Consider the following 3827-nt stretch of genomic DNA (forward strand, 5'->3'; position numbering starts at 1 on the left):
TCCTCAAGTTCTCTTAGCGCTGCATCTAAAAATTTTTCATTTCCATCTGCAATAGCCTGAGTTCATTTTCATCTGAGGAAATTAATAAAATAAAAGGTCATCAGTCAAATAAAATTGAAGAATTAATAGGTTACAAAACAAAAACTGAAGTTGTTCACAAAGATGATATGGTGGAAATCTAGAATGAAAAAATATTTACAAAAATTAGGTCAAAATTCTGTTAAAGCAAGTTTGGAAAAAGTGGATACAAACACAAAAAATAAGGTTTTATTGAAATTCAGCAGTTTAATAAAAAAAAATTTAAATAAAATACTTAAACAAAACAAAAAAGATATTAAGTATGCCAAAATAAAAAACATTGATAAAAATTTAGTTGCAAGACTCGAGTTAGATAAATTAAAGCTTAGTTCGATAACTAAAACGATAATTGAAATAACTAAATTAAAGGACCCAATTGGGGTTATTTTAGAAAAATGGAAAAGACCAAACGGTCTAAAAATTAAAAAAATATCTATTCCAATTGGTGTCATTGGTGTGATTTATGAGAGTAGGCCTAATGTAACTGTAGATCTATCTTGTCTTTGTTTTAAGTCAGGTAATTCAGTGATCCTGAAGGGTGGTTCAGAAGCTTTTTTTACTAACAAAATATTTGTCAAACTATTTAGAAAATCTCTAAAGGCTAATAAAGTGAATATGAATTATGTTCAATTTATTGAAAGAAAAGATAGAAAAGTTGTTAGCTCACTTCTAAAAGATATGAGAAATTATATTGATGTTATGATTCCTAGAGGAGGCAAAAACCTCGTTAAGAAAGTCAAAGAACTATGTAATGTTCCAGTAATAGGTCACTTAGAAGGTATTTGTCATACATTTATAGATAAAAAAGTAAATACAAAAATGGCAAGGAATGTTGTTTTAAATGCAAAAATGAGAAACGTTAGCATATGTGGAGCTACTGAAACCTTATTAATTCATAAAGATTGTCCAAAAAAAGAAATTAATTTGATACTTAACGAATTAAAAAATAATAATTGTTTAATATACGCTGATAATAAAGTCAGAAAAATTTTTAGTGGTAAACTTAAAAAAGCAACTAATAAAGACTGGCGTAAAGAATATCTTGACTCAATAATCTCTGTTAAAATTGTTAAAAATGTTAATGAAGCAGTTCAACACATCAATAAATTTGGTACAATGCATACCGACTCTATTATTACAAATAACCCTGTAAATGCTAATTATTTTATAAAAAATGTAAAAAGTTCTATAGTTATGCATAATACATCAACTCAATTTGCTGATGGAGGGGAATTAGGCTTTGGTGGAGAAGTTGGAATATCTACAAACAAGTTACCACCAAGAGGTCCTGTAGGGCTAAATCAATTAGTATCATTTAAATACCACGTAGCTGGAAATGGTCAAATCAGAAAATAAACGCATTGAAAAAATAGGTATACTGGGAGGCACATTCGACCCACCTCACAAAGGACATTTAAAAATTTCTCAAATAGCAAAAAAAAAGTTTAATTTAAAAAAGATAATTTGGGCTATTACAAAAAAAAATCCATTTAAGAAAAAAAGTTATTTTGGTTTAAACAAAAGAATAAAGCTTTCAAGAAGTTTAACAAAGAAACAAAATTATATTAAAGTTGTTTTTTTAGAAAAAAAAATTAATTCAAACAAGACAATTAATTTAATAAAGTATTTTAAAAGTAAAAATAAATTAAAAGAGATACATTTTATATTAGGTGCAGATAATTTATTAAATTTTCACAAATGGGACAATTGGAAAGAAATACCAAAAATTTCCAAAATCGTAGTTTTTGATAGAAATGGTTTTAAAGCAAAGGCTAAAAAATCTATCGCATATAAATCAATCAAAAATAAAGGTCTTACTTATGTTGAATTTAAAAAAGTTAACATTTCATCTTCTAAAATTAGAAATTTTTGATATTATTGGTGATTAATGGTCAAAAAAACCAATCTTAAAAAATTAATAATTGAAACATTAGATAAAAATAAAGCACTGGACATAGTTTCAATTGACTTAAAAGATAAGTCCTCAATTGCGGATCATATGATTATAGCGAGTGGAACTTCTTCAAGACATATTCAGTCATTGTCGGAACAGGTATTGGACAAATTTAAAGAAAATGGATTTAGTCAATGCAAAATTGAAGGAAGAGACAGTACAGAATGGAAGCTTGTTGATGGTATCGATATTGTTGTTCACATTTTTAATCCAGAAAAAAGAAAATTCTATGAGCTTGAGAAAATATGGTCTGAATTAATTCCTAAAGAAAGGGTAATTGTTTAATGGACAATAGAAGAATATTTACTCTTATAATTTTTTTTATTTTGTATTTTGGAAAAGTTACCGCTCAAGAAGAAACAGTTTATGATAAAATAGATCTTTTTGGAGAAGTTTTAGACAAAATTAATAAGGAATATGTAGAAGAAGTAGATCAATCAGACACTATAGATGCGGCAATAAACGGTGTCTTACAATCATTAGATCCGTATTCATCATATATGTCTCCAAAAAATTTGGAAGAAATGCAAACAGAAACTAGAGGTGAATTTGGGGGTCTGGGTATAGAAGTTGGTATGGAAGCAGGTGTTGTGAAAGTTATATCACCTCTAGATAATTCACCTGCTGAAAGAGAAGGTGTTAAAGCTGGGGACTACATTGTCAAAATAAATGACACACAAGTTCAAGGAAAAACGTTAAATGAAGCAGTCGAATTAATGAGAGGTCCTGTCGGATCAACTTTAGAAATTACTGTTAGAAGAATCGGTTTAAGAAAATCATTAGTATTTAATATAACTAGAGAGATTATTCAGGTTGCGTCTGTTAAATCCGAGGTGTTTGACGAAAAAATTGGGTACATCCGTCTCACATCATTTAATGAAAACAGTGATGATCAAATTAAAAAGAAAATTAAAGAATTTAAAAAAAATAAAAAGATAGAGGGTTATATTTTAGATTTGAGAAATAATCCAGGTGGATTACTAGGCCAAGCAATTAAGATATCAGATTTTTTTTTGGATGACGGCGAAATAGTATCGACCAAAGGAAGAAAAAAAAATGAGAACCAAAAATGGTTTGCAAGAGAAGGTGATATAATTAATGGTAAAGCTTTAATAGTTTTAATTAATAAAGGTTCTGCCTCAGCTTCTGAGATAGTTGCAGGAGCTTTAAAAGATCACAAACGGGCAGTATTAGTTGGTGAGAAAAGTTATGGAAAAGGGTCAGTACAATCAATTATACCTTTAAAAAATCGAGGCGCAATTAGATTAACTATTTCAAAATATTATTTACCATCAGGTAAATCAATTTCGGAGGTTGGTGTAATTCCAGATATAACTGTAGAAGAAGAATCTGATGATTTTAGAATTCTTTCTGAAAACGATAATCAACTTAAATTTGCTAGAAAATTATTTACTGGATAATTTTATGCAGGAAAAGTTTAAAAATCTGCCTTTAAGAATAGGCGTAGGTATTATTCTTTTAAACAAAGATAATAAAGTTTTTGTAGCTAAAAGATTAGATAACCCTCACAATTATTGGCAAATGCCTCAGGGTGGTGTAGATGGAAATGAAAAATTTTTAGATGCAGCGCTAAGAGAACTTGAGGAAGAGACAGGTGTAAAAAATGTAGATTTAATAAAAGAGATTGAAGGTTATCAAACGTATTTTTTACCTGAAAATCTTCTTGGGATAATATGGAGAGGTAAATACAAAGGACAAAAGCAAAAATGGTTTTGTATGAGATTTAAGGGTGAGGATACAGAGATCAATATTAAAACGAAAAAACCAGAGTTTT

General features: G+C 28.5%; 5 protein-coding genes. All 5 read left to right on the forward strand.

From position 1 onward, the window contains the following. The first annotated feature begins 183 nt into the window (after positions 1 to 183). A complete protein-coding gene (locus AMN80_RS00975; RefSeq protein ID WP_075520164.1) occupies positions 184 to 1434 on the forward strand; it encodes a glutamate-5-semialdehyde dehydrogenase in 1251 nt (416 codons plus the stop codon). After that, positions 1415 to 1951, forward strand: coding sequence for a nicotinate (nicotinamide) nucleotide adenylyltransferase (gene nadD, locus AMN80_RS00980; RefSeq protein WP_075520165.1), 537 nt, complete (start codon positions 1415 to 1417; stop codon positions 1949 to 1951). Before AMN80_RS00975 ends, nadD begins: the two co-directional genes overlap by 20 nt. A 15-nt stretch (positions 1952 to 1966) precedes the next feature. Next, on the forward strand, positions 1967 to 2317 hold the full coding sequence (gene rsfS, locus AMN80_RS00985) for a ribosome silencing factor (RefSeq protein ID WP_075520166.1): 351 nt from the start codon (positions 1967 to 1969) through the stop codon (positions 2315 to 2317). Further along, positions 2317 to 3453, forward strand: coding sequence for a S41 family peptidase (locus AMN80_RS00990; RefSeq protein WP_075520167.1), 1137 nt, complete (start codon positions 2317 to 2319; stop codon positions 3451 to 3453). The genes rsfS and AMN80_RS00990 overlap by 1 nt, the downstream gene beginning before the upstream one ends. Positions 3454 to 3457: 4 nt before the next feature. Beyond that, the coding region (locus AMN80_RS00995; RefSeq protein WP_075520168.1) for an RNA pyrophosphohydrolase at positions 3458 to 3827 on the forward strand (370 nt) is incomplete at its 3' end.

Origin of the sequence: Candidatus Pelagibacter communis (assembly GCF_001179985.1) — a bacterium.
Taxonomy (GTDB): domain Bacteria; phylum Pseudomonadota; class Alphaproteobacteria; order Pelagibacterales; family Pelagibacteraceae; genus Pelagibacter; species Pelagibacter ubique_J.